General features: G+C 40.7%; 22 protein-coding genes. 21 read left to right on the top strand and 1 reads right to left on the bottom strand.

The genetic code is table 11. From position 1 onward, the window contains the following. The first annotated feature begins 87 nt into the window (after positions 1-87). From rpmF to NCCP133_RS17000, 3 genes are all read left to right on the top strand, one after another. Positions 88-261, top strand: coding sequence for a 50S ribosomal protein L32 (gene rpmF, locus NCCP133_RS16990; protein WP_009791160.1), 174 nt, complete (start codon positions 88-90; stop codon positions 259-261). Positions 262-430: 169 nt separating this feature from the next. Further along, positions 431-1,186, top strand: a complete 756-nt coding sequence (locus tag NCCP133_RS16995; protein WP_264806279.1) for an enoyl-CoA hydratase/isomerase family protein — start codon at positions 431-433, stop codon at positions 1,184-1,186. Between the two features lie 408 nt (positions 1,187-1,594). Further along, positions 1,595-2,227 (top strand): RsfA family transcriptional regulator, encoded by a 633-nt coding sequence (locus NCCP133_RS17000; RefSeq protein WP_264806280.1) that lies wholly within the window; start codon positions 1,595-1,597, stop codon positions 2,225-2,227. A gap of 100 nt (positions 2,228-2,327) precedes the next feature. Here NCCP133_RS17000 and NCCP133_RS17005 read toward each other — a convergent pair whose 3' ends face one another. Then, positions 2,328-2,801 (bottom strand): N-acetyltransferase, encoded by a 474-nt coding sequence (locus tag NCCP133_RS17005; RefSeq protein ID WP_264806281.1) that lies wholly within the window; start codon positions 2,799-2,801, stop codon positions 2,328-2,330. 265 nt (positions 2,802-3,066) lie between these two features. Here NCCP133_RS17005 and NCCP133_RS17010 point away from each other — a divergent pair, with 265 nt between their 5' ends. The 18 genes from NCCP133_RS17010 (at position 3,067) to murB (ending at position 25,012) form a co-directional block, all read left to right on the top strand. Beyond that, entirely contained in the window at positions 3,067-4,410 is a 1,344-nt protein-coding gene (locus NCCP133_RS17010) for an acetyl-CoA carboxylase biotin carboxylase subunit (RefSeq protein ID WP_264806282.1), read from the top strand. A gap of 15 nt (positions 4,411-4,425) precedes the next feature. Next, a complete protein-coding gene (locus NCCP133_RS17015; RefSeq protein ID WP_264806284.1) occupies positions 4,426-4,638 on the top strand; it encodes a biotin/lipoyl-containing protein in 213 nt (70 codons plus the stop codon). Positions 4,639-4,943: 305 nt separating this feature from the next. Next, positions 4,944-6,485: an acyl-CoA carboxylase subunit beta gene (locus NCCP133_RS17020; protein WP_264806285.1), complete on the top strand. Its 1,542-nt coding sequence runs from the start codon at positions 4,944-4,946 to the stop codon at positions 6,483-6,485. A gap of 424 nt (positions 6,486-6,909) precedes the next feature. After that, positions 6,910-7,794 (top strand): 2-dehydropantoate 2-reductase, encoded by an 885-nt coding sequence (locus NCCP133_RS17025; RefSeq protein WP_264806286.1) that lies wholly within the window; start codon positions 6,910-6,912, stop codon positions 7,792-7,794. 15 nt (positions 7,795-7,809) lie between these two features. Next, a complete protein-coding gene (locus NCCP133_RS17030) occupies positions 7,810-8,199 on the top strand; it encodes a DUF3397 domain-containing protein (RefSeq protein WP_264806287.1) in 390 nt (129 codons plus the stop codon). 349 nt (positions 8,200-8,548) lie between these two features. Beyond that, positions 8,549-10,183, top strand: a complete 1,635-nt coding sequence (bshC, locus tag NCCP133_RS17035) for a bacillithiol biosynthesis cysteine-adding enzyme BshC (protein WP_264806289.1) — start codon at positions 8,549-8,551, stop codon at positions 10,181-10,183. Between the two features lie 289 nt (positions 10,184-10,472). Then, positions 10,473-10,904 (top strand): division/cell wall cluster transcriptional repressor MraZ, encoded by a 432-nt coding sequence (mraZ, locus tag NCCP133_RS17040; protein WP_264806290.1) that lies wholly within the window; start codon positions 10,473-10,475, stop codon positions 10,902-10,904. 121 nt (positions 10,905-11,025) lie between these two features. After that, positions 11,026-11,958, top strand: coding sequence for a 16S rRNA (cytosine(1402)-N(4))-methyltransferase RsmH (gene rsmH, locus NCCP133_RS17045; protein ID WP_264806338.1), 933 nt, complete (start codon positions 11,026-11,028; stop codon positions 11,956-11,958). A gap of 51 nt (positions 11,959-12,009) precedes the next feature. Then, on the top strand, positions 12,010-12,375 hold the full coding sequence (gene ftsL / locus NCCP133_RS17050; RefSeq protein ID WP_264806291.1) for a cell division protein FtsL: 366 nt from the start codon (positions 12,010-12,012) through the stop codon (positions 12,373-12,375). Further along, on the top strand, positions 12,375-14,600 hold the full coding sequence (locus NCCP133_RS17055) for a penicillin-binding protein (RefSeq protein ID WP_264806292.1): 2,226 nt from the start codon (positions 12,375-12,377) through the stop codon (positions 14,598-14,600). The genes ftsL and NCCP133_RS17055 overlap by 1 nt, the downstream gene beginning before the upstream one ends. A gap of 95 nt (positions 14,601-14,695) precedes the next feature. After that, the gene (locus NCCP133_RS17060; RefSeq protein WP_264806293.1) at positions 14,696-16,615 is read left to right on the top strand and encodes a stage V sporulation protein D; all 1,920 of its coding nucleotides are present in this window, start codon (positions 14,696-14,698) and stop codon (positions 16,613-16,615) included. A gap of 275 nt (positions 16,616-16,890) precedes the next feature. Then, the gene (locus NCCP133_RS17065) at positions 16,891-18,351 is read left to right on the top strand and encodes a UDP-N-acetylmuramoyl-L-alanyl-D-glutamate--2,6-diaminopimelate ligase (protein ID WP_264806294.1); all 1,461 of its coding nucleotides are present in this window, start codon (positions 16,891-16,893) and stop codon (positions 18,349-18,351) included. A 1-nt stretch (position 18,352) separates the two neighbouring features. Then, entirely contained in the window at positions 18,353-18,802 is a 450-nt protein-coding gene (locus NCCP133_RS17070) for a hypothetical protein (RefSeq protein ID WP_264806295.1), read from the top strand. A gap of 2 nt (positions 18,803-18,804) precedes the next feature. Continuing rightward, positions 18,805-19,779, top strand: coding sequence for a phospho-N-acetylmuramoyl-pentapeptide-transferase (gene mraY, locus NCCP133_RS17075; protein ID WP_264806297.1), 975 nt, complete (start codon positions 18,805-18,807; stop codon positions 19,777-19,779). A gap of 1 nt (position 19,780) precedes the next feature. Continuing rightward, a complete protein-coding gene (gene murD, locus NCCP133_RS17080; RefSeq protein ID WP_264806298.1) occupies positions 19,781-21,133 on the top strand; it encodes a UDP-N-acetylmuramoyl-L-alanine--D-glutamate ligase in 1,353 nt (450 codons plus the stop codon). 166 nt (positions 21,134-21,299) lie between these two features. Beyond that, entirely contained in the window at positions 21,300-22,400 is a 1,101-nt protein-coding gene (gene spoVE, locus NCCP133_RS17085; RefSeq protein ID WP_264806299.1) for a stage V sporulation protein E, read from the top strand. A gap of 506 nt (positions 22,401-22,906) precedes the next feature. Then, positions 22,907-24,010, top strand: a complete 1,104-nt coding sequence (gene murG / locus NCCP133_RS17090) for an undecaprenyldiphospho-muramoylpentapeptide beta-N-acetylglucosaminyltransferase (protein ID WP_264806300.1) — start codon at positions 22,907-22,909, stop codon at positions 24,008-24,010. A gap of 93 nt (positions 24,011-24,103) precedes the next feature. Further along, the gene (gene murB, locus NCCP133_RS17095) at positions 24,104-25,012 is read left to right on the top strand and encodes a UDP-N-acetylmuramate dehydrogenase (protein ID WP_264806302.1); all 909 of its coding nucleotides are present in this window, start codon (positions 24,104-24,106) and stop codon (positions 25,010-25,012) included. The last annotated feature ends 80 nt before the right edge of the window (positions 25,013-25,092 follow it).

A 25,092-nucleotide genomic window follows, 5' to 3' on the forward strand; every position in this document is an offset into this window, starting at 1 on the left:
AGTATGATCTGGCCTTCATAACTTTCTTAACGGGTGTGTCCAAATCACTTTGGACATCCTCTAATACTCTTTAAGGAGGTGGGAAGAATGGCTGTACCTTTTAGAAGAACATCTAAAACTGCAAAGAGAAAACGTCGTACCCATTTTAAATTACAGGTTCCTGGTATGGTAGAATGCCCAAACTGTGGTGAAATGAAACTTGCTCACCGCGTTTGCAAAGCTTGCGGAACATACAAAGGAAAAGAAGTAGTAAACGACTAATCCTTTAGATACAAAGCACAAGAACTCAGTTCTTGTGCTTTTGTCGTTTTAGGAGGTATGTTCGGCTTTCTATATACAAGTAGGTTTTAATTTTTGCTAAAATTAAGAATAGTTGACTATAAATACAGTTGGAATGCATAAGAGATAAATTATTTTAAAGGAGGCACCTATGAAGCCGTACATAATCGAAGAACTTGAGGACGGACTTTTAGTATTTACAATAAACAGGCCTCAAAAAAGAAATGCTGTCAGTTATGAAGTGATGGACGGTTTGGAAGATGCCCTTTCAAAAGCAGGCAGAAGTTCAATTAAGGCATTTGCGATAACGGGAGCAGGAGACCATGCATTTTGCTCCGGAGGCGATCTTGCTTCCTTCCATCTTTTGAAAACGGAGAAAGAAGCATTTGAAATGCTTAGCAGAATGGCTGGGATCCTGAAAAAGCTGCTTTTCTTGCCTAAGCCAACTGTTGCAATTTTAAACGGAACGGCTGTAGGAGGAGGCTGCGAGCTTGCGGCTGCTTGTGATTACCGAATCGCCAAAGCCGGTGCCAAAGCTGGGTTTATCCAAGGAACTCTGGCCATTACAACTGGCTGGGGAGGCGGAACGATGCTAACGGAAAAGCTAATTCCTGCAAATGCAATGAAAATGCTTATGGAAGCTGCTTTATATTCGCACGAAGAACTAACTGAAATGGATTTTATTGACTTTGTTTATGAAGGGGAAGCGATTGTGTCCGGCAGAAGATTTATGCAGAAAATGCTTTTGCTTGAAAGTGGTGTACTCAGGGCTTATAAAGAAATTCTAATTAAAAAGTGGAAGGTCAATAAAATAGAGGAACGGATTGATGAAGAAGTCCGCAGCTGTGCTATATTGTGGGAAGGTGAATCCCATCATAAGCAGGTTGAACTCTTTATGGAAAAATAAGGGTAGTATTTGCTTAAGGCTGTTTTATAAATTTTATTGCTTTTGGGCGGTTAACAGAGTTCAGCCACTGAATTGATCTTCGCGGCGGGCGTTTGATCATCGAAAATGCATCCGCATTTTCTTTCGTACGGTGCTGTATCAGGGAGATTATTCAATGTCCTGCGAAAAGTGAGGCGGGAGACCCTACAGGCGAAGCCGAGCATGCTCTCATTTTTCCCCGAGGAAAGCAAGTGCCCCATGCTGAAATCAACGGTCAAAGATTGAAGTCAAAAAACAATATATGTTAAAAGATTCTAACTAAAAAAACGGGTTTTGCCTGAATAAAGTTTCACTTTATAGAATGATATCAGTCTATCTTTTCTAGCATAGGCATATGTATAAAGAAAAAACACTAGGAGGGATATACTGATGTCTTCAACCCGTCAGGATGCCTGGTCTCCAGATGAAGATTTGCTCCTTGCCGAAGTGGTGCTCCGCCATATCCGTGAAGGGGGAACCCAGCTTCAGGCATTTGAAGAAGTGGGCAAACAATTAAGCAGAACTGCAGCAGCTTGCGGCTTCCGCTGGAATTCCTATGTAAGAAAGCAATATAAATCCGGAATTGAACTAGCTAAAAAGCAGAGAAAAGAAATGAAAAAGCATTTTCAGGAATCCGAAAGGGAAAAAGAAGTTTCTGTGGTGCCTGATGTTAAAGTGATAGACCATACCGATCCTGCTGCTCAAAATGATTATAATAATATGAAGTTTGATGAATTAGTCAGTTTTCTGAAAACGTTATATGACAAAGCCCAAAAACCCGAAAAGCTCGATGGGAATTCCTCAAAGGAACGGATACAGGCACTGGAAAAGCAAATGTATTACCTTGCGGCTGAAAATGAAAGATTAATCAAAGAACTGAATACAATGGAGCAGGATTATAAGGCAATAGTAGAAATTATGGAAAGCGCACGCAAACTTGTTGGGCTAAAAGATGGAGATCGCAAAAAAAATCTAAAATTTACCGTTGATCCAAATAGTCAGCTCGAAAAAGTTGAGAAATAAATGCAAGTTCGAATTTTTAAATGAATCAAATAGAGTAACTAACATAAAAAAAGCGGACTTTCAATTGTCCGCTTGTCTCTTGCTATCATTAGTTGAATGATTAATGTGTTTGTTCTTTAACGCCTGCTGGAAACCACACAAGCGGGTTCTCCCCAAGATCGCGCTCCATATCGTACTGTACGGATGAAAAACCTAATTTTTCCCAGAAAGATTTGGATTTTACACGAGGATTCGTTTTAATAGGAAGTCCGAAACCTTTAGCAAATTCTACTAAAGCTTGACCGTAGCCCTTCTTTTGGTAGTCGGGAAGTACCTCGAGCTTCCATAGCTCCAAATAATCCTGAGAAGGTTCGAAATAACGGTCGAATTTTGCATCTATCTGGTAAAGGCTCATACGCGCGACAAGTTTATCGCCAAAATAAATGCCATAAAATGGCGATTCACTGTCATTTTCGATAATATTAGCTTCAAGGTCCTCAAGCATCGACAATTCCTGGAGTCCATACTCTTTAAATTTTTTAAACTCTTCCAAAGTCTTATAGTTTACTTTAAGTTTTTCAACCTTATAATTCATGTAATCTCCCCCTTGGCCAACGATGTATATAGATTCACATAGATGTAACCGCTTAATAAGACCTTCCTTTTTTTTTGAAGTATCTTTCTTTATCTATTATTATATAACAAGTAAACAAAAAATTCTGCACTTATGAAAAACTTAATATATTTTTAGTTTTTTTTATAAAAATCAGAAAGCGTTTTCAAAATTAGCAGGAAAAAGGCAGAAGATTGTAGAAATATTTATTATTGCAGGATTATTATGCTTAGAAAGGGGATCGATTGTGCGAAAAATTTTAATTGCAAACAGGGGAGAAATTGCTTTGCGCATCATTAAAACTTGCAGGGAAATGGGAATTGAAACGGTTGTCATTTATTCCGATGCAGATAAAGACCTGCCTTTTGCTAAAGAAGCTACATATGCTTTCAATATAGGTGAACCGCCTGTTAATAAATCCTATTTAAGAGCAGAAGCCATACTTGAAATCGCTAAAAGGGAACAAGTGGATGGAATTCATCCGGGCTACGGTTTTTTATCTGAAAACGCAGGCTTTGCAAGAGCGGTAATAGATGCTGGAATTGCTTTTATAGGTCCTGAACCTGAAACCATTGAGTTGATGGGGGACAAAATAGTATCTCGCAAAACAATGATGGAAGCGGGTGTGCCTGTTGTGCCTGGAAGCGTCGAAGGAACTTCTACATTAGAAGAAGCAGCTGAACTTGCAAATTCAATGGGGTATCCGGTTATGCTGAAGGCAAGCGGCGGAGGCGGGGGGATTGGCATGGTGCGCTGTGAAAATGAGCAAGCGCTCGCTAAGTCATTCGAATCTACAAAAGCCCGCGCTAAAGCTTATTTTGGATCAGAAGAAGTATTTGTAGAGAAATACATTCAAAATGCCAGACATGTAGAAATCCAGGTGTTCGGAGATGATCATGGCAATATCGTCCACTTATATGAAAGGGATTGCTCTATTCAGAGAAGGCATCAGAAAGTGGTGGAAGAATCACCATCACCATTTCTATCGGAGCAGACGAAGCAAAAAATGTGTGAAACGGCTCTGACCGCAGCAGCAGCTGTTCAATATAAAAATGCAGGTACGATTGAATTTATCGTCGATGAAAAAGAAAATTTCTATTTTCTGGAAATGAACACAAGACTTCAGGTTGAGCATCCAGTAACAGAGCAGATTACAGGCCTTGATCTGGTTAAATGGCAGCTGATAGTTGCCAGTGGAGAAAAACTGCCGCTTTCGCAAGATGAAATAAAGCAGCAGGGACATTCCATCGAGTTCAGATTGTACGCTGAAGATCCAAAAAACTTCCTGCCTTCTCCAGGGAAATTATCACTGTTTGAGTGGGAGACTTCCCCTGGCGTCAGGGTTGATTATGGATATAGTTCCGGTACGGCCGTCAGCCCATTTTATGATCCGATGATTGCTAAGTGCATAATCCAAGGAGATTCAAGAAAAGAAGCAATTGAAAAAGCGGTACAATTTTTTGATGAACTGAAATTGGAAGGCATTAAAACAAACGCACCTTTATTTAAAGAGATTTTAAAGGACGAAGATTTCTGCAATGGGAATTATTCAACCGCATTTCTAACCGATAAAACATTCGCTGTCAAATAAAAGGAGGAAATACAAATGAAAGTAATTACATCATCAATGGCAGGTACTGTATTAAATATTTTAGTGGAAGCTGGCCAGGAGGTTGCTGCAGGCCAGGAAGTGCTTATGCTGGAATCCATGAAAATGGAGATTCCGGTCGAAAGTGATGCTTCTGGTAAAGTTTCCGAAGTAAAAGTCAATGTCGGAGATTTCGTAAACGAAGGCGATGATTTGATAACTTTTGAATAAAATTGGCTATTTATCGCTCTATGAATTAGGCACTTTGCTGAATAAGCGGCATGTACGAGATCCAGGCAAAGAAAGCCCGAAATTTATTCTCTGGTATTCGTGGGCTGTTTTTACAAGTATCCTTTTTAAAAGTCCTGCAAGAAACTTATCAAAGGGATTCAGATGCATATGTTTCCGGTGAGGCTCACTAAACTGTGTCCGGTTTGCTTTAGTGCCTGGAGCAGATATCAAAAGGCAGATTTAACAAAGCCTGCATCCGCAATTAAACCAAGCGGGCAGAAAATATTAGTTTTAGGAGGAAGAGAATGACCACTGCAAAGACATTAACTGAAACGCTGCAGGAAAGAAGCAGGGAAATCGAAGCTGGCGGACATCCAAAATACCATGAGAAAAATGAAGCGCAGAATAAACTTTTTGTCAGAAAACGTCTTGAGCTTCTTTTTGATGATGGGTTTTATGAGGAGGATGGCAAGTTTGCCAATTGCCAAGAAAAGGGTCTGCCTGCAGATGGTGTTGTAACTGCAATCGGGAAAATCAATGGGCAGACGGTATGCGTTATGGCAAATGATTCAACAGTGAAAGCTGGTTCATGGGGCGCCAGAACGGTTGAAAAAATCATTCGAATCCAGGAAACTGCTGAAAAATTAAAAGTTCCGATCCTCTATCTTGTTGACTCAGCAGGGGCACGCATAACAGATCAGCTAGAAATGTTCCCAAATAGGCGTGGTGCGGGCAGAATTTTTTACAATCAAGTAAAACTTTCAGGCATGGTACCGCAAATTTGTCTATTATTTGGGCCTTCTGCAGCAGGAGGAGCCTACATTCCGGCATTTTGTGATATTGTCATTATGATTGACCAAAATGCATCCATGTACTTGGGATCACCAAGAATGGCTGAAAAGGTAATTGGCGAAAAGGTAACACTTGAAGAGATGGGTGGAGCACGAATGCATTGTTCAGTAAGCGGGTGTGGTGATGTGCTCGCCTACAGTGAGGAAGAGGCTATTGAATATGCGAGAATTTATATGGGGTATTTTCCAGCAAGCTTTAAAGAAAAGCCTGGAGTGATAGAGGCTATCCAGCCTAAGGCTGGACGCGCCCTTGAAGAGATTATTCCCCAAAATCAAAATGCCCCATTTGATATGTATGAGTGTATTGATTCCTTGATTGATGAGGGAAGCTTTTTTGAAATAAAAAGGCTTTTTGCAGCTGAATTGATTACCGGTATGGCTCGGATCGGAGGAAGGACAGTTGGGATCATTGCCAATCAGCCGAAAGTGAAGGGCGGAGTGCTGTTTGTCGATTCTGCCGACAAAGGAGCGAAGTTCATTCAGCTTTGCGATGCTTTCCATATTCCATTATTGTTCCTGGCGGATGTTCCAGGATTTATGATTGGAACCAAGGTAGAAAGAGCTGGAATAATCCGTCATGGTGCAAAGCTAATTGCAGCTATGAGTTCAGCAACTGTTCCTAAGATCTCGGTTGTTGTTAGAAAAGCTTATGGAGCAGGACTTTATGCGATGGCAGGCCCAGCATTTGAACCTGACTGCTGTATCGCGCTTCCTACTGCACAAATAGCGGTTATGGGGCCGGAAGCCGCTGTTAATGCAGTTTATTCCAATAAAATTAATGCGATCGAAGATCCGAAAGAAAAAATTAAATATGTTCAGGAAAAACAGCAGGAGTACAAAGAAACAATTGATATTTATAAGCTTGCCTCTGAATTAATTGTTGATGACATTGTTTCTCCATCAGACTTAAGAAATGTATTAATTAACCGTTATCATCTTTACGAGACAAAAGAATTGACTTTTAGTGTACGAAAGCACCCTGTATACCCAGTTTAATAGAACACAGATTAAAATCCCTTTTTCTATTTCCGAAAAAGGGATTTTTTTAAAGGAATTCTTTTAATTGAAATGGAATTTAAAATATACCCTAATAAAAAGTGTAAACATTCCAATTTACCCATTTATATTCTTATTTTGATAAAATATAACTAGAAACAATCCCGTGCATAGTCAAGTGTTTATTTTTCTCTAATCTGATGGAGTGAAATGCATAATGTCATCATAAGATTTTCACGTTTCCTTTATGAGGGATTCCATTTACGGAGGATGATGCACTTCCTAAAATACCTGCACCAAGCTCACCTAATGAAGACCAAGCAGGCAGAGAAGTCGGAATTCTGCAGAAATCCAGTGTATCCAGCGGAAATGGACACTTAAAAGTTTAACCGAACATTTGACAAAAATAATGGTGGGGATGGATATGAAGATTGCGATTATTGGCGGAGGCGCCATAGGTCTTTTATTTGCCAATTATCTTAGTGAGCATCATGACATACGTATATATGTCAGGAGCAGCAGTCAGGCAATAAAGCTGCGTTCACAGGGACTTACTTTTGTAAGAGATGGGAAACAAAATAAATCTCTTGTAAAGGCGGAGCTCTTCTCCGGATGGAAGGGAGAGGAAGAGTTAACAATTATTGCTGTGAAGCAGTATAGCATTCCGGATGTTGTAAGCAGCATCCAAAAAGTGAATCCTGTCCGTCCTCTGTCTATGCTGTTTCTTCAAAATGGCATGGAGCATTTGAAGTGGATAAGTAATATTCAGACAAAGCGGCTGTTTGTTGGAAGCGTGGAGCATGGTGCATTAAAAATAGGACCAGATACTGTTGAGCATACAGGTGTTGGAGTAACCAAGCTGGCTGCCATTAAAGGGGATGCTGCTTTTTTAAAGGCCATTTCTGAACCAGAGTTCGATCATTTTCCTTTTGTTTTTCGTGATGATTATAGAAAGATGCTGGCAGAAAAACTGATTGTCAACTCTGTCATTAATCCATTGACTGCTGTCCTGCGGGTCAGAAATGGAGAGCTTCTTGACAATCAGTATTATTTTCGTTTGTTCCTAAACCTTTTTGAGGAGGCAAGCATGGTATTGGGTCTTTCTAATAAAGAAGCAGCTTTAGAGCATGTAAAAAGTGTTTGCAAGTCCACAGGGAATAACCGCTCATCTATGCTAAAGGATATTGAAGCAGGGAGGCCGACTGAAATAGATGCCATCCTGGGCTATATCCTTAAGGAAGCAAATGACAGGAAAATGGCTGTGCCATATTCTGAAAGTCTTTATTGTCTGGTTAAAGGGAAGGAGTAAAGGAGGAGAAATGAGTTGAATTCAGTACTTTCAGCCTTTATCGCGACATTGGTCACTATTCCGCTGCTCGGGTACTTGACTGTTTTTATAGTAAGCAAACAAATTACAAAAAAGCATAAAAGATCTGTACATATAGCCTTGGATACCAGTACTTTTTTATTTATATTATCTGTGCATTTTTTAATCATTGTGATTTGGGATAAATCCTATTTATGGGTCATTCTTTTATCATTGCTCCTTACAGCGGTAATGTTTGTTATTTTTCACTGGAAAGCTAAAAAAGAAATAGGCATGAGGGTAATGTTTAAAGGATTTTGGCGATTTAATTTTTTATTATACTTTACTGCCTATATTATTCTCATTATAATTGGCCTCATCCAAAGGATTACAGCTGTAGTAGGTTAAAGACTTAAACATCTAGAATTAAAACTTTTAGGCAAGCAAAGTTTTTTTCTTTTAGATTCAGACAATGATATACTCAGAAGATGAAAATAACTTGGGTGTTCAATAGACGGACAAAAAGGGCTGTGAAGATTGAGGAAGTGCAGCTTCAGCAAAATGGTGGTTCTTGAAAACCAGCATTAAGAGGGGATTTTGAGGATGGAGCCAAACTGGCACTGCCTGACGAAAGGCCGCCGCATTCTGTGGCGAACTCCGGATCAGCACATTGTGTATTCAAGCAGATTATACTGCTGTTTCCCCGGACTTTTTGAAGAACCTTTGAAAAATTGTGTATGAGAAAGGAAGTTCATTAATGGAGATTCTAAATCTCTCATTGCCGGCTACAAACCGGTTTGCAACAGATTATATCGCACAAGAAGAAGAACTAATGAAGTTTTTCCATTACCGTTTCAACTCTTCTTCGGACTTTAAAGCGCGAATAAGTGAATTAAAAGATCGGACATTTAAAAGGAATGAACTTTCTGAGCATATCGGAAGGTTTATGGACCGCTTTCCAGGATCATCAGCTGTACAGAAATCACTTGAGAAGCTGAAACAGGAAAATAGCACTGTTATTATTGGCGGACAGCAGGCTGGCATTTTGACAGGCCCGCTTTATACCATACATAAAATCATTTCAATTGTCTCTCTCGCCAAACAACAGGAAAAAGAGCTCGGGATTCCAGTTATACCTGTTTTCTGGATTGCTGGTGAGGATCATGATTATCAGGAAGTAAACCATGTGTATATTGAGAAAGGCAACAGAATGGAAAAAGCCGTTTATCCAGAGAAGGTGCATGAAAAGAGGATGGTTTCTGCGATTAGACTGGATCACAGAAAGTGCAGGGCATGGGTTGAGGATATCGTTGAATCATTTGGAGAGACACAATACACCAAAGACCTGCTTGGAATGTTAAGTGAAACGATAAACGAATCTAAGAGTTTTGTTGACTTCTTTGCAGGTATTATCATGCATTTGTTTAAGGATTCCGGGTTGCTTCTGATCGACTCTGGTGATCCCAGCCTGCGAAAGCTTGAAAGAGACATATTTTCAAAACAGATTGAAAACTTTGCAGAAATCACCAAGTGTGTAAAGGATCAGCAAAGTCAGCTGGGAAAATTGGGATTTTCTAACACAATCGAAATTAGCCATAATGCTGCAAACTTATTTTACTATGATGAAAAACATAGGGAACGAATTCTTCTTGAATACAATCATGAAAAAGGGGTGTTCACAGGGAAGGAATGTTTTTACGAGTTTACAATGAACGAACTGCTGGAGATTGCAGAAAACGATCCTGAACGGTTAAGTAATAATGTTGTGACAAGGCCAATCACTCAGGAATGCCTGTTCCCAACGCTCTCCTTTATTGCTGGGCCGGGGGAAATTGCCTATTGGGCTGAACTCAAAATGGCATTTGAGTGGTTTGGGATGAAGATGCCTCCAATTATGCCCCGGCTTAATATGACCATATTGGAGCGTTCTGTTGAAAGCGACCTGAGGGAATTGCAGCTTGATTTACGAGAGGTGCTTGTATTGGGAACGGAAGAAAAAAAAGAAGAATATCTGGATCTTGTAAAGAATGAAAGTATAGAAAGGCAGTTCAGGGAAACAAAAGAACAGTTAAAGCGAAATTATCTTTTAATTAAAGAGTTAACTGAGAAAGAAGCCAATTCATTGCTTCCGATGTTAAAGAAAAACGAGGAACTGCTCACTAAGCAAATGGATTTTATGGAGAATAAGATCCAAAAATCAATCCAGCAGAAGCATAGTGTTATCATCAAAAAGTATGAAAGAGCAGGGAATACTTTAAAACCGGCTGGGACTCCGCAGGAGAGGGTATGGAACGGACTTTATTACATTAATAAATATGGATTGAATTTTGTTTATGATTTGCTCGAGTGCCGCTTTGAATTCGATGGGACACACAAAGTCATTAAAATTTAATATTCGCTAAGATTTTCTAGCCTTATCCAAATGGATAAGGTGTTTTTTTTATGTCTAATTCCCCTGGAAAGGTGAATTAAATAGTGATATGCAAGCATTTATGCATGCAAGTGGAAACAGTGAAAAAATAGTAATGCCGTTAAAGAAATTGTAATAAAAAGACGAACGGAAATAAGCAGAAAAACTTTATGAAAGCAGGATTTTAAATGGAGTGGTAGAATAATTAAAAACATGTGGAGGAAAGTGGGGGAATGTGGTACATTTAAGTTAGAAAGTGGGTGCAGTGGGTATGTTCATGGGTGAGTTCCATCATAACGTTGATATCAAGGGCCGTTTGATTGTGCCTGCTAAGTTCCGTGATCATTTGGGTGAGACATTTGTTTTGACCCGCGGACTTGATCAATGTTTGTTTGGCTACCCAATGGATGAGTGGAGGCTGCTGGAAGAAAAGCTGAAAGGTTTGCCTCTTACAAAAAAAGATGCCCGTGCTTTTACCCGATTTTTCTTTTCGGGTGCTACAGAATGTGAAATAGACAAGCAAGGAAGAATAAATATTGCTTCCCCGCTACTTCAATATGCAAAATTGGAAAAAGAATGTGTGGTACTGGGCGTTTCCAATCGGATTGAAATTTGGAGCAAAAGTCTTTGGGAAGATTATTTTGCAGAATCAGAGGAATCTTTTGCTGATATTGCAGAAAATATGATTGGGTTTGATATATAATGGGAATGTTTTATTAATATAATTTCCCGTTATTTATTATTTCTTACAAAGATGAATGTAAGCTCCCGGCAGGTCTTGGCATCTAGTGCATTTCGGATTGGAAAGGTGGAAATAAACAATGATGTTTGATCACACTACAGTACTATTAAAAGAAACGGTTGATGGCTTAAATATTCATCCTGATGGAGTATATGTGGATTGTACCTTAGGAGGTGCTGGGCACAGTGAACTTATTCTCAGCAAGCTTACAGGAGAAGGAAAGCTATATGCTTTTGACCAGGATGATGCAGCAATCGCCACTGCTAAAGAAAAGTTAAGTAAATACGGCGACAGAATAACGATTATTAAAAGCAACTTTAAGTATCTTCAGGAAGAGCTTCAAAATTTGGGTGTGCAGAAAGTGGACGGTGTGTTATATGATCTTGGTGTTTCCTCGCCGCAATTGGACACACCTGAACGGGGTTTCAGCTATCATAATGATGCCCCCCTTGATATGAGAATGGATACAGACGCAGATCTTTCAGCTTATGAAGTGGTAAATGGGTGGGAGTATGCAGACCTTGTAAAGATATTTTTCAGATATGGTGAAGAAAAATTCTCCAAGCAAATTGCGAGAAAAATTGAGGCAGCCAGAGCTCTATCTCCTATCGAAACGACAGGGCAGTTAGTTGAAATTATCAAGGATGCCATTCCTGCACCTGCAAGGAGAAAAGGAGGACATCCTGCAAAGAGAGTGTTTCAGGCTATTAGAATAGCGGTTAATGATGAATTGGGTGTATTTGAAAATTCTTTGCAGCAGGCCATTGAGATCCTTAATCCCAAAGGCAGAATTAGTGTGATTACTTTCCACTCTCTGGAAGATAGAATTTGCAAAGCGGCATTAAAGCAAGCAAGTGAAACACCAAATTTGCCTCCGGGACTTCCGATTATTCCTGACGAATATAAACCTGTCTTAAAGCTGATTAACAGAAAACCGATTCTTCCTTCAGAAGAAGAGCTTGAGCACAATAACCGGGCTAGGTCTGCAAAGCTCCGAATTGCGGAAAAACGATAAGCTGCCAAGACTTGATCGATATAGAAGAAATAAATCAATAGGAGGGAATTTATGAGCAATTTAGCACGAAAGATGCAGGAAGAACAGCAGCTTCAGCAGCAAACCCAGCAAATCCAGGCCCCCAAAAAAATAAAGTCCCGAAAGTCCTGGCTTTCTCCCGGTGAAAAGATTCTGGGACTTGCTTTTACAGGAATTGTATGTTTTGGTGCAGTTCAGATGGTTTCAAACCAGGCAGCCATATACGAAGTCAACAAAGAGATTCAGCAAACGGAGCGGGCTATTCAAAACCAGACAAAGGTTAATGGGGATCTTGAAATGCAAGTCAGCGAGTTAAGTACATATGAACGCATAAAAGCGAAAGCTGAAGAAATGGGATTAAAATTCAGCGGAAATAATGTCAAGGTTGTGGAAGATTAATGAATAAGCAGCCTAATATAAATTTTGGAGCAGCGATATTATTCCTAATATTCAGTCTGCTCTTTTTTGTATTGATTTTTCGCTTTATATCGATTCAATTTACCGGAGAAGCAGCTGGACATGCCCTTGCGGCAAAAGCTCAGCAAAAATATGAACGGGAAAAAACGATAGAAGCCAAAAGGGGTACGATCTATGACCGGAATGGTGAAGTGATTGCTGAGGATACTGTTTCCTACAAGCTTGTGGCTATTCTCGATAAGAGCATGAAACCGGATTATGTGAAGGATCCAGATAAGACGGCAAAGGCACTTTCGGACGTAATAGATTTGAAAGAGTCGGAGATTTATAGAATTCTCACTAAGAAAACAAAAAAAGGGAAGACTCCTTTTCAAGTGGAGTTTGGCAAAGCCGGAAGAGACCTTCCGTTAAAGGCTAAGCTTGAAATTGAGGAGATGAAACTTCCTGGCATTACATTCATCACTGATTCAAAGCGGTTTTACCCGAATGGTATTTTTGCATCACATTTGATTGGTTATGTTGAAAAGAAAAATAATGAAACCAATAAGACTGATACCATTGGGATGCTGGGTCTTGAGCAGAGTTTAAATGAAATATTGACAGGCAAGGATGGGAAATTCAGATATGAAAGTGATATTTGGGGCTATTTGCTGCCAAATGGCGACCAAATGATCAAGCCAGCACAAAATGGCAAAGATGTCTATTTGACAATAGATAAAAAAATTCAGACCTTCCTTGAAGACTCATTAAATAAAGTGGACGAAGAGTATAAACCGAAAAAAATGGTAGCAGTCGTAGCTGATGCAAAAACGGGTGATATTCTTGCTATGGGGCAAAGGCCATCCTTCCACCCTAAGACAAAGGAAGGGATAGAAGAAACCTGGCATAACGAAGTCATTGAAAATTCTTTTGAGCCAGGATCCACCATGAAGATTTTTACCCTGGCAGCTGCCATTGAAGAGGGTGTCTTTAATCCAAACGAAGGGTTCAAATCAGGCAGTTATAAAGTAACTGAAAATTCTCCTGCGATAAGAGATCATAACCAGGGAAGAGGATGGGGGTCCATTACTTATCTTGAAGGTGTCCAGCGCTCATCGAATGTTGCATTTGCGAAAATAGTTAAAGAAAAGCTTGGCTTTGAGTCTTATCGGGAATATTTAACAAAGTTTGGATTTGAAGATCCAACAGGGATTGACTTGCCAAATGAAACAGGCGGAAATATCGCATATGAATGGCCGCTGGAAAAGGTTACTACCGGTTTCGGACAAGGAACTGCCATCACACCTATTCAGCAGATACAGGCGGCCACAGCTATCGCGAACGACGGAAAAATGATGCAGCCGCATGTAATCGGCAGAATTGTTGATAGTGACAAAAACGAAGTAGTCAAAGAAACGAAACCCGAGGTCAAAGCTGAACCGATAACAGCGGAGACAGCTAAAAAAACGAGAGATATACTTGAGACAGTCGTTTCGTCTGAAAATGGCACAGGCTATAAACGTTATAACATTGAAGGTTACGAAGTAGCCGGAAAAACAGGTACAGCGCAAATCCCCGACCCAAATGGGGGGGGATATCAAACCGGTCATGAAAACTTTATCTTTTCTTTTTTGGGCATGGCGCCAAAAGATAATCCCGAATTAATTATCTATGTTGCTGTGCAGCAGCCAGACCTAGATCTCAGCACAAATGGTGCCGAGCCGGTTTCGAAAATATTCACGCCCGTTATGAAGAGCAGCTTGCAATATCTAAATATTGAACCTTCCAAAAAATTAAAAATCAATTCCGAACAAGCACCTGAAGTGGAGGGCCTGACTGCTGAAGAGGCGAAAAAGGAGCTGGAGAAATCCGGGTTTGAAGCCATTGTCCTTGGAAAAGGGGATAAAGTCGAGAGACAGGTTCCAGGCAATATGTATAACTTGCTTGAAGGAGAAAGGGTGATTTTGAAAACAGATGGTGAATTAACCATACCCGACATGAATGGATGGTCATTAAGGGATGTCATGAAAGTAGCGAAATTGGCCAGCTTAAAGCTTAATACAGTTGGGAACGGCTACGTTGTCAAACAAAACCTGAAGGCAGGATCCTCCTTAAAAGAAGGGGATTATTTAATCGTCGAACTGGAACCTCCTTCACAAAAATACAAGGATAATGATTTGAATACAGAAGAAGATGAGCAGGAAGAAATGGAAACGGTGCTTGATTAATGTTGGAACGCATTGTCTGTGAGGCAGTGCGTTCTATTCATATGGGTACAAGCATATATTGGAACGAGCCATAATCTAAGGAGGTTCGTTCTTACATGCGAGTTTCAAATGTGACCGTGCGAAAACGGCTGACTGTAGCTTTGATCGTTGGTATTCTTGTTTTTTTTATCATTGATTTACGTCTTGGGTATGTACAGTTTTTTCTTGGGAATATGCTTACAGATGGCGCAAAAGAACTCTGGAGCAGAGATATCCCTTTTGAACCGGAGAGGGGGGAAATTGTCGACCGGAATGGTGTTCCGCTAGCCACTAATGTCAGTGCACCTACTGTTTATGTAGTTCCTAGGCAAATAAAGGATCCAGCTGACACTTCGGAAAAATTGGCCGCTGTACTGAATATGTCGAAAGAGAAAGCCTACCAGCTCATTACAAAAAAAGCCTCTAGTGTGAAAATTCCTGAAGGTCAAAAAATTTCTCATCAAAAAGCAAAGGAAATTCGCGCATTGGAAATAGAAGGTGTTTATATTGGTGAAGACTCCAAGCGGCATTATCCATTTGGCAATTACCTTTCCCATGTCCTTGGTTTTGCCGGAATTGACAATCAGGGGTTAATGGGCCTTGAATTATATTATGATGAAGAACTAAAAGGAAAAAAAGGTTCCGTGAAATTTTATGCAAATGCAAAAGGGGAGCGCATGAATGATATGGCGGATGATTATAAACCGCCAGTGGACGGAATGAATCTTAGGCTGACGATAGACTCGAAAATCCAAACGATCGTTGAAAGAGAGCTTGATATTGCCCAAGCAGAATATAATCCTGACGGAATCATAGCGATCGCCATGAATCCAAATAATGGGGAAATCCTTGCCATGGCAAGCAGACCTGATTTTGACCCTGCTAATTTTAGAAACGTGCCTCCTGAAATTTACAACCGGAATCTGCCAATCTGGAGTACATATGAGCCGGGTTCCACTTTTAAAATTATTACGCTGGCGGCTGCACTTGAAGAAGGGAAGGTAGACTTGGCGAAAGACCATTTTCATGATCCGGGTTATGTGGAAGTTGGCGGTGCGAGGCTAAGATGCTGGAAGAAAGGTGGCCATGGCAGCCAGACTTTCCTTGAAGTAGTCCAAAACTCCTGTAACCCTGGGTTTGTAGAATTGGGGGAACGTTTGGGAAAAGAAAAGTTATTTAAATATATCCGTGATTTTGGTTTTGGGGAGAAAACAGGTATTGACCTTCAGGGTGAAGGCAAAGGGATTTTATTTAATCTCGATCGTGTAGGACCGGTCGAACAGGCAACCACTGCATTTGGACAGGGGGTTTCCGTAACGCCAATCCAGCAAGTAGCAGCAATCTCAGCTGCGGTCAATGGCGGAACGTTATATACTCCTTATATTGCCAAAGAGCTGATTAATCCTGCTAATGGAGAGATTCTTATGAAAAAGTCTCCTGAGGCTAAAAGAAAAGTAATTTCAAAGGAAACATCCGATGGAATTAGATATGCTCTTGAAAATGTAGTTGCGAAGGGGTCTGGTAAAAAGGCATTCGTGGAAGGATACCGAGTTGGAGGTAAAACCGGTACCGCGCAAAAAGCACAAAATGGCCGTTACCTTGAAAATAACCATATTGTTTCTTTTATTGGTTTTGCTCCAGCCGATGACCCGCAGCTGGTTGTTTATGTGGCAGTAGATAATCCGAAAGGAACTGTTCAATTTGGAGGCGTTGTTGCTGCGCCGATTGTTGGTGAAATAATGGGAGACAGTCTGCGTGCCATGGGTGTGAAGCCTAGAAAAGAACAGATTGAAAAGGAACTGACCTGGATGGATTCTCCAATGATTGAAGTTCCCGATATGGTTGGCATGACTAAGAAGGATCTGGGCGAGCTCTATCTGAACTTAAAAATCGATGCGAGCGGCACGGGCAATACAGTTGTGAAGCAAACGCCTCAGCCTGGTATAAAGCTAAAGGAAGGGTCGACAATTCGTCTATACTTCGATGAAGAGGATTAGCAGCCATAGAGGGCGGCACAATTTTTGCGCCGCCTGAATTTTTGTGTTTTTTTGAAGGATACGCCTTTGCCGCTTTGTGAATAGGAGTATGATTAAATGGCTAAAAAGGCAATTATCATGTACAATATATAACGCCATGATTTTGGGGAAGTTTTATATATGCTGGAGATGAATCTTCTGCGCTACTCAATTAAGCTGAAATATGCAAGGAATTCAGATTGCTATTAAAAGAGGAAAACAGATAGCGTTGCTTTAGAATGAGAGGAATGAAAAATATGAAATTACATACCTTGCTGCAATATTTGCGGCCATACATGTCTTACGGCGGGGACAATCCGGAAATTACATCCATTGTCAATGACAACCGAAAAGTAACAGCCGGCAGCTTATTTATTTGTATAGAGGGTTATACGGTTGATGGGCATGATTTTGCTGCCTCAGCTGCAGAAAAAGGAGCAGCAGCTGTTGTAGCCCAAAAGGAATTGGATTTGGACATACCTGTTATACTTGTGAAAAACACACGGAGAGCAATGGCCTTGCTTGCTGATGCTTTCTATGGCCAACCGAGTCAAAAGCTCCACCTGATCGGGGTAACTGGCACAAACGGTAAAACAACAACAAGTCATCTAATTGAAAAAATCCTATCTGATGCAGGTCAGATAACGGGATTAATTGGAACGATGTATTCGAAAATTGGTGAAGAGACTTTCGAAGTGAAAAATACTACACCTGAAAGCCTTACCCTTCAAAGCACCTTCAAAAAAATGGTCGATGCAGGGGTTGACTCTGCTGTTATGGAGGTTTCTTCCCATGCGCTTGATGAAGGCCGTGTCCATGGATGTGATTATGATGTAGCCGTGTTTACAAACTTGACCCAGGACCATTTGGATTATCATAAAACGATGGATGATTACCGCCATGCTAAAGGTCTGCTTTTCGCGCAGCTGGGCAGTGCTTTTAACCAGGAAAGGCCCAAATATGCCATATTGAATGCGGACGATCGGGCTTCAGCTGAATATGAAAAATCAACTGCAGCCCATGTATTGTCATATGGCATTGAACATGACGCTGATCTTCGCGCTGTCAATATCGAAATGACTTCAGGAGGTACTGCATTCGATTTGGTTAGCCCTTTTGGAAAACATAAAGTATTGCTGAAAATGATTGGCAAATTCAGTGTATACAACGTGCTCGCAAGTATTGGAGCAGGAATTTCCTCTGGCATACCAATCGCTAAGATTATTAAATCTGTTGAGCAAATGAATGGAGTTTCCGGCAGGTTCGAAACCATTGACGCAGGCCAGGGATTTTCAGTAATCGTTGATTATTCCCATACCCCAGATAGCTTGAAGAACGCTTTGGAGACGGTTAAGCAATTTGCGCAGAAAAGAATATTTGCAATAGTCGGCTGCGGAGGAGATCGAGATCGATCCAAAAGACCTCTTATGGCAGAAATTGCATGTGAATTTAGCACTGATCCGATCTTCACATCAGACAATCCGCGCAGTGAAGATCCGCAGCAGATCTTAAGGGATATGGAAGTAGGCGCAAAGGGTGAAAATTATAAGATGATCGTCGATAGAAGAGAGGCCATTCGCTATGCTGTGGCAAATGCAAGTGAAGGCGATGTTATATTGATTGCCGGCAAAGGCCATGAAACGTATCAAATAATTGGGAACCAAGTATTTGATTTTGATGACCGCCTAGTTGCTAAAGAAGCGATAGAGGAGCGATAAAATGTATTTAACGTATGGTGATTTAGCAGAATTGTTTCCAAAAGCTTCAGGTATTAAGGACAATGAGCTGCATTTTCATACGGTAGCTGCTTCCTCTTCGATCGTTCAGCCAAAAGGAATATATATTCCGCTAGAAGAAAAAGAAAATCTGAAAGAAGCGATTGGAAATGGAGCAGTTGCTGCCCTTTGGAATAAAAAAGACCAGTTACCGGCATATACGCCAAATCATTTCCCAATATTTTATATGAATGACTTAAGGAAAGGCTTAAAGGATATCATGGAATTATATATAGAAAAAATGAAAAGAGCAGATAAAAAGATAAATACAACTAATTTCCTTTTTTTAGATGAAAAAAGTCTGAAAGAAAATGATGCGACATATGATATTGCTGTGATGGCTGAAAAATTGCATGCAGCCTATGGACAAAACAAGCAAGAAAGGAGGGGATAAATATGATGGAGCAAGTTATTTTTTTCACGATCTTGGCAGGTTTCTTAATAACGGTTTTACTGTCTCCTATATTTATTCCCTTCTTAAGAAGATTGAAATTTGGGCAAAGCATCCGTGAGGAAGGGCCCAAATCCCATCAGAAAAAAACAGGTACACCGACGATGGGTGGGATCATGATCCTTTTCTCCATCACCGCAACAACTTTACTGATGACAGGGAAATTTTCTGAGCCTACTGTAAAAACCTATTTATTATTATTGGTAACATTGGGCTTTGGTCTTCTTGGTTTCCTGGATGACTTTATAAAGGTAGCGTTGAAGCGAAATCTGGGACTTACTTCTAAGCAAAAGCTTTTGGGCCAGATCATTATTTCGGTTATTTTTTATTTTGTTTTCAAGCAAAATGATTTTTCTACTGAAGTATATATCCCGCTAACAGACCTTTCTTTTGATTTGGGCTGGTGGTATGTTTTCTTTATTATCTTTTGGCTTGTCGGGTTCTCTAATGCAGTTAATCTGACAGATGGACTTGATGGTCTCGTGTCAGGCGCTGCGGCAATTGCCTTTGGGGCTTTTGCGGTATTGGCTTGGAACCAATCGCAATTTGAAATATCAATTTTTTCTGTTGCAGTCGTTGGAGCAGTGTTGGGCTTTCTTGTTTTTAATGCTCACCCTGCGAAAGTATTTATGGGAGATACAGGCTCCCTGGCTCTAGGCGGAGCAATTGCAACGATTGCTATCCTGACAAAGCTTGAAATCATTTTGATCATTATCGGCGGTGTTTTTGTTATCGAAACGCTTTCTGTTATTTTGCAAGTAGCTTCTTTTAAAACAACCGGGAAGCGTATTTTTAAGATGAGTCCGCTTCATCATCATTATGAACTAGTAGGATGGTCGGAATGGCGGGTAGTTGTAACCTTCTGGACTGTAGGCCTGCTGTTTGCAATCATCGGAATTTATATTGAGGTGTGGGTGTAAAGTGAAGGAAATTAATCGCTATCGACATAAGAAAATATTAGTATTGGGGCTCGCTAAGAGTGGTGTTGCAGCAGCCTCCCTTTTACATAAACTAGGAGCCTTTGTTACAGTTAACGACTTTAAGCCTCTGGCGGAAAACCCAGAAGCTCAAGGCCTGCTTGAGCAGGGAATTACAGTTATTTGCGGAGGCCACCCTATTGAATTGCTTGAGGAAGGTTTCGAGCTAATCGTTAAAAATCCTGGTATTCCATATCACAACCCCATGATTAAAGGGGCTGAGGAAAAAGGGATTCCAGTTATTACAGAGGTAGAGCTTGCCTATCAGATTTCTGAAGCTCCTTTTATCGGCATTACTGGTACAAATGGAAAAACGACTACGACAACACTTGTATTTGAAATGCTTCGGGCAGGAAGTAAAAAACCTATAATTGCCGGCAATATAGGAACGGTTGCTTCTGAGGTTGCCCAGGATGCTACTGTAGAGAATCAGATTGTTATTGAATTATCTTCCTTTCAGCTTATGGGCATTCAGGAATTCAGGCCTAGGATTGCCATTTTGACAAATCTTTATGATGCACACCTTGATTACCATGGCACAAGGGAAGAGTACCACGCTGCCAAAGCAAATATTACGGTGAATCAGACTAGCAGTGATTACTTTATTGTTAATGCCGATCAAGACAAAGTGATGGAAACAGCAGCTGGTTCCAAAGCAAAAATTATTCCCTTCTCAACAACTAAAGAACTGACAGAAGGCGCATATGTCAGGGGTGGATGGATTTATTTCAATAGTGAAAAGGTGATGCAAAGAAAAGATGTAAGCCTGCCGGGAGCACACAACCTTGAAAATATTTTATCCTCGGTTGCTGCCGCAAAGCTTTCGGATGTTGGAAATGAAGCCATTTTAGACGTATTAAGCACATTTGCGGGAGTGAAACATCGTCTGCAATATGTAGGGGAATTCCAAAGCAGGAAATTTTATAATGATTCAAAAGCTACAAATATTTTGGCGACGAAAAATGCCATATCAGCTTTTAGTGATCCTGTAATCTTGCTTGCAGGGGGACTTGACCGCGGAAATGGCTTTGAAGAACTTATCCCATCGCTAAATCACGTCAAAGCCCTTGTATCCTTCGGTCAAACTGCAGAAAAGATTGAGGTAGCAGCCTTGGAAGCCGGAATAAAAACCATCGAGCGTGTCGATAATGTTGAAAAAGCCGTACAATCTGCCTATAAGCTATCGGAGCCGGGAGATGTGATTCTGCTTTCCCCGGCCTGTGCAAGCTGGGACCAATATAAAACTTTTGAGGTTCGGGGAGACATGTTTATAGATGCGGTGCATAAGCTTAAATAAGGGCTTGTCTGCGGGACTAGAATATTCAGCTTAGGCATACATCTGCTTCGCGAAGACATTTAGAGCTTTAAACGGAATAGCAAAAGCCCTGCCTGGAAGGGAAACCATGCCGGCAGGAGCCTGCTTTTTTTAATAGCCCTAAAACTTGCATTCGAGGTGTATTGCGTTGCCGACAAAAAAAACCACTCCCGACTTTATATTAATGATTGTTACGTTTATGCTGCTTGCTGTAGGCTTGACTATGGTCTATAGCGCAAGTGCGATATGGGCAGACTATAAATTTGATGACTCTTTTTTCTTTGCAAAAAGGCAAATGCTTTTTGCGGGTGTTGGAATTATAGCCATGTTTTTTATTATGAATGTGGATTATTGGACCTGGAGGACATGGGCAAAAGTATTGATTATTGTTTGCTTTGTGCTTTTGCTTTTAGTGCTGATTCCTGGTATCGGAAATGTTCGAAATGGTTCAAGAAGCTGGATTGGTGTAGGCGCCTTTTCCATCCAGCCCTCGGAATTTATGAAGCTGGCAATGATTGTTTTTATGGCAAAATTCTTATCTGAAAAACAAAAACTTATTACCTCCTTCAGAAAAGGGCTTATCCCTTCCCTGGGCCTTGTTTTTTTAGCCTTTGGATTAATTATGCTTCAGCCTGACTTGGGGACAGGGACGGTTATGGTCGGAACTTGTGTGGTAATGATTTTTATATCAGGCGCGAGAATCAGCCATTTTGTTTGGTTTGGTGTAGCTGGCTTGGCAGGATTTGTGGCGCTTGTTCTTTCAGCTCCCTACAGAATAAAGCGGATCACTTCGTTTCTTGACCCCTGGGAAGATCCCTTAGGGAGCGGATTCCAAATAATCCAATCTCTATATGCTATTGGACCTGGTGGACTATTCGGGTTAGGGCTCGGGCAGAGCCGGCAAAAGTTCTTTTATCTTCCAGAGCCGCAAACGGACTTTATTTTTGCTATCCTGGCTGAAGAGCTTGGTTTTATCGGGGGATCTTTTGTAATATTATTATTTGCACTCCTCTTATGGCGTGGAATACGAATTGCATTGGGGGCGCCAGACCTTTACGGGAGTTTTTTGGCAGTTGGAATTATCGCCATGGTAGCCATCCAAGTAATGATTAATATCGGAGTTGTAACTGGCCTAATGCCTGTTACCGGCATTACTCTTCCTTTTCTGAGCTATGGAGGTTCTTCGTTAACCCTTATGCTGATGGCTATAGGAGTTCTGCTGAATATCAGCCGCTATGCACGGTATTAACATTTGCTATGAAGAAACCCTGCCCAGCAGGGTTTCTTTTTTGGAGAGAGAGCTAGGGGCAAACAAACATCACCAGCAACAATAAAATTTTGAATTTGTTCTATTTGGGCAATTCATTATTACATTTCTTTAACATTATGTTTACTGCTCCCATCTATCTGTTTTAAATATAGTAGAATAGGGTAGAGCAGGGGAGTGTATTTTTTTCACGCTGGTGTTCATAATGCCTTTGGATGATCTTCTCCTGAAAAGAAAAGTGGGCTGGCGATGCCTGCTGAATTTATTCTTTTCTTTTTAAATAATTTTTAAAAAAGCTAATTATTAATTTGGCACTTTATTGATTGAAGTGAAACGCAGGAAATGCTTCAAGATGGGTTTTTTAAGTATATTCATTGTTATCTTGCCGGAGGGTCGTAAGACATTCGCGGAGATAAAGTCCAGCTGCACAAATTAATATCCAAGTTTAACAGAGCCTTTTTTAGAAGACTCTTTTATGAGGTGAAGGAATGAAAATAGTGGTTAGCGGCGGCGGGACCGGTGGACATATCTATCCGGCCCTTGCGCTTATTAGAGAAATACAGAAAGAACATAAAGATGCCGAATTCCTGTATATAGGAACAGAAAAGGGATTGGAAAGTACAATAGTCAAACGTGAAAACATCCCTTTTAAGTCTATACATATAACCGGATTTAGAAGAAAGATTTCTTTAGAAAATGTAAAAACAGTGTTAAGGTTTTTAAAAGGGGTCCGTGACAGCAAAAGAATGCTGAAGGATTTCAAAGCAGATGTTGTAATAGGCACCGGCGGGTATGTGTGCGGGCCAGTTGTTTATGCTGCTGCAAAGCTTGGAATCCCAACAATCATCCATGAACAAAACAGTGTTCCAGGACTCACCAATAAATTCCTCAGCAGGTATGTGGACCGTATAGCAGTCTGTTTTGAAGAAGCCAAAGCTTTCTTCCCTGAAAATAACACGGTTTTGACAGGCAATCCCCGTGCTTCAGAAGTTCTGGGGCAGGATGGAATAATTGGAAGGCTCTCGGCTGGGTTAAAGCCGGGCAAACCTGCTGTTTTGGTTTTCGGAGGGAGCAGGGGAGCAAAGCCAATTAATGAGGCAGTAATTAAAACACTTGCTGAACTGGGAGAAAAGCCATATCAGGTTTTATATATAACCGGTGATGTCCATTATGAGGATGTTCAGAATGAGGTTGAATTGGTCGGCAATCCTGAAAATGTTGTCATCAAACCTTTCATTCATAATATGCCAGAAGTTCTTTCAGGAATAGATCTTGTGGTTTCCCGGGCAGGTGCAACTACTTTGGCAGAGATCACTTCTCTCGGGGTCCCAAGCATCTTAATACCGAGCCCGTATGTGACAAATAACCATCAGGAAAAAAATGCAAGGGCACTAAGTGACCACGGTGCTGCAGAGCTGCTCTTGGAAAGGGATTTAACAGGCAAAAAACTTGTTGATAGCATTGATAAAATTCTTCTTGATCCTAATAAAATGAAGGATATGAAAAAGGCTTCCAGTAAGTTAGGAATTCCAGATGCGGCAAACAGGCTATATAATCTAATGGAAGAATTAGTCTCAAAAAAGGCAAAGTAGCCTTGAATGCCTAATATGCATAATATAAATAAATTTAGGTTGAGATAAATAACATCTATGAATTTTTTCACGACGAGGGAAATGGAGGTATATATGGACGAATTTATTAGCAAACTTAGAGAATTGAATATTGGCACCATCAAAGAAAACGAGCCAATGGCCAATCATACAACGATGAAAATAGGCGGTCCTGCCGACTTGTTTATTGAACCTTCATCTATTGAAAACCTTGGAAAAACGATGGAACTGGTACGTCAGTATCAAATTAAGTGGACGGCAATTGGAAGAGGGTCAAATTTACTGGTATCAGATCAGGGGATCGAAGGTGCGGTTGTCAAATTGGGCCGTGGCATGGATGAAATGGAACTGAATGGTACGGAGTTAAAGGTGGGGGGAGGATACTCCTTAGTTGCCCTTTCAACAATTATCAGCAAAAAAGGATTATCGGGGCTCGAGTTTGCAAGCGGCATTCCAGGCTCTGTCGGCGGTGCTGTTTATATGAATGCAGGTGCCCATGGGTCTGATATTTCAAAAATATTAACGAAGGCTCATATTCTTTTTGAAGATGGACGAATGGATTGGCTATCAAACGAGGAAATGGAATTTTCCTACAGGACATCCGTGCTTCAGAAAAAACATCCTGGGATTGTTGCTGAGGCCGTCTTCGAACTGGAAGAGGGAGACAAGGAACATATATCTTCGGCAATGCAAAAAAACAAGGACTACCGCAAGGAGACCCAGCCTTGGAACCTTCCTTGCGCGGGCAGTATTTTCCGAAATCCGCTACCTGAATATGCAGGGCAGCTTGTTGAAAAGGCTGGTTTGAAAGGACATTCAATAGGCGGTGCCCAAATATCAGATATGCACGGCAACTTTATTGTAAATGCCGGAAATGCGAAGGCTGAAGATGTTCTTGCCTTAATTCAGCATGTTAAAGATACGATCTTTGATCAATATGGCATAAAAATGGAAACGGAAGTTGAAATAATCGGCCGAAAGTAACAGGGAATTATACCTTACGAATTCCATTTATTGTGATATAATATTTTCTTAGATATGCAAATCGCTAGCAGAAACGGCAT

Source organism: Cytobacillus sp. NCCP-133 (assembly GCF_026011715.1).
Classification (GTDB): Bacteria; Bacillota; Bacilli; order Bacillales; family Cytobacillaceae; genus Cytobacillus.

What these genes read in the sequence shown, in the direction of transcription:
- rpmF (WP_009791160.1), top strand. Translation starts at nt 88, where the DNA reads ATGGCTGTACCTTTTAGAAGAACATCTAAAACTGCAAAGAGAAAACGT.
- NCCP133_RS16995 (WP_264806279.1), top strand. Translation starts at nt 431, where the DNA reads ATGAAGCCGTACATAATCGAAGAACTTGAGGACGGACTTTTAGTATTT.
- NCCP133_RS17000 (WP_264806280.1), top strand. Translation starts at nt 1,595, where the DNA reads ATGTCTTCAACCCGTCAGGATGCCTGGTCTCCAGATGAAGATTTGCTC.
- NCCP133_RS17005 (WP_264806281.1), bottom strand. Translation starts at nt 2,801, where the DNA reads ATGAATTATAAGGTTGAAAAACTTAAAGTAAACTATAAGACTTTGGAA.
- NCCP133_RS17015 (WP_264806284.1), top strand. Translation starts at nt 4,426, where the DNA reads ATGAAAGTAATTACATCATCAATGGCAGGTACTGTATTAAATATTTTA.
- NCCP133_RS17020 (WP_264806285.1), top strand. Translation starts at nt 4,944, where the DNA reads ATGACCACTGCAAAGACATTAACTGAAACGCTGCAGGAAAGAAGCAGG.
- NCCP133_RS17025 (WP_264806286.1), top strand. Translation starts at nt 6,910, where the DNA reads ATGAAGATTGCGATTATTGGCGGAGGCGCCATAGGTCTTTTATTTGCC.
- bshC (WP_264806289.1), top strand. Translation starts at nt 8,549, where the DNA reads ATGGAGATTCTAAATCTCTCATTGCCGGCTACAAACCGGTTTGCAACA.
- mraZ (WP_264806290.1), top strand. Translation starts at nt 10,473, where the DNA reads ATGTTCATGGGTGAGTTCCATCATAACGTTGATATCAAGGGCCGTTTG.
- rsmH (WP_264806338.1), top strand. Translation starts at nt 11,026, where the DNA reads ATGTTTGATCACACTACAGTACTATTAAAAGAAACGGTTGATGGCTTA.
- ftsL (WP_264806291.1), top strand. Translation starts at nt 12,010, where the DNA reads ATGAGCAATTTAGCACGAAAGATGCAGGAAGAACAGCAGCTTCAGCAG.
- NCCP133_RS17055 (WP_264806292.1), top strand. Translation starts at nt 12,375, where the DNA reads ATGAATAAGCAGCCTAATATAAATTTTGGAGCAGCGATATTATTCCTA.
- NCCP133_RS17060 (WP_264806293.1), top strand. Translation starts at nt 14,696, where the DNA reads ATGCGAGTTTCAAATGTGACCGTGCGAAAACGGCTGACTGTAGCTTTG.
- NCCP133_RS17065 (WP_264806294.1), top strand. Translation starts at nt 16,891, where the DNA reads ATGAAATTACATACCTTGCTGCAATATTTGCGGCCATACATGTCTTAC.
- NCCP133_RS17070 (WP_264806295.1), top strand. Translation starts at nt 18,353, where the DNA reads ATGTATTTAACGTATGGTGATTTAGCAGAATTGTTTCCAAAAGCTTCA.
- mraY (WP_264806297.1), top strand. Translation starts at nt 18,805, where the DNA reads ATGATGGAGCAAGTTATTTTTTTCACGATCTTGGCAGGTTTCTTAATA.
- murG (WP_264806300.1), top strand. Translation starts at nt 22,907, where the DNA reads ATGAAAATAGTGGTTAGCGGCGGCGGGACCGGTGGACATATCTATCCG.
- murB (WP_264806302.1), top strand. Translation starts at nt 24,104, where the DNA reads ATGGACGAATTTATTAGCAAACTTAGAGAATTGAATATTGGCACCATC.